The 1,116-nt window shown below is 64.0% G+C and carries 1 protein-coding gene; it reads right to left on the reverse strand.

What is annotated here, in order from left to right; all coding sequences use genetic code 11:
* A partial coding sequence (locus A2I95_RS41085; RefSeq protein WP_291738038.1) for an efflux RND transporter permease subunit occupies nucleotides 1–1,116 on the reverse strand: 1,116 nt, incomplete at both ends.

Here is a 1,116-nt window from a genome sequence, read left to right on the forward strand (position 1 = left end):
GTGGAGAACCCGGTGCGCTGGGTGACCGAGACGATATCGGCCAGCGGCACGTAGATCCCGCTGGGCGCCCGCATCAGCGTGCGCTCCAGGAAGTCGGCGGTCAGCTCATCTTCGGGCAGTTCCACCCGGATTTTGGCGCTGCGCGGCCCGTCCGGGTATGTCGCGGCCTCAATTCCATTCAGCCGCGCCCGCAATGCCTTTCCCAGGCTGCCAATGGTGAAGTTCAACGCCTGGCCTTGCGGGGTGAGGTCAAGGATCACCTCCTCTTTGTCGTAGGCCAGATTGTCCTCAACGGCGGAAACCTCAGGAAAGCGCAGCAGCGCGGTTTTCAGGTCTTCCGCGGCATCCTTCAGCACTTGCACGCCGGGGCCGGAGAATTGCACGTCCAGCGCGTCGCCGCCCGGACCCGACCGCCAGCTGCGGAAAGAGACCGTCTCGACCATCGGATGCCGCGCCACCCGTTCCTGCAGCTCGGCCACAAAGGCAAAGCTGGAGTAAGGGCGCAGGTCGGCGTCGATCAATTCAATCGAAATCCCGCCCAAAAGGTCCCTATCCTTGGCCTCGACACCGCCCAGTCCACGGCCGGCATTGCCGCCCACCTCGGCCATGACGAAATCCAGCGGGTTGCGGCCAAAGCGGGTGGCATACTCCGCGCCCAGCGTCTCGGTGGCGCGCTGCATTTCCTGCATCATCGCCAGGGTGTCATCCCGGCTGGCGCCCTCCACCATGGCGAAATTGCCGGTCACGGAGCCGCGTTCAGGCGCGTTGAAAAAGCGCCACTTCACTTCGCCGTTGATGAACAGCGCCGCCTGGCTAGCCAGAACTACCAACGCGCCTGCCAGCACCGCATAGCGGGCCTGAACCACAAGCCCCATGAACGGGCGGAAAGCATGGTCGCGCAGCCAGCGGAAGCCGCGGTTCACCATCCGGTTCGGCCAGTCATACCAATGCCGCGCCTGGGCATGGGTCAGCGCATGGGCCAGGTGGTTAGGCAGGATCAGAAAACATTCCACCAGCGAGGCCGCCAGTACCGCAATCACGGTGAAAGGAATATCGCGGATCAGCTCGCCAAAGTGCCCGCCCACCAAGGTCAGGCCAAAGAAGGCGATGATGGTG

The sequence above is a fragment of the Leisingera sp. F5 genome, assembly GCF_001593695.1.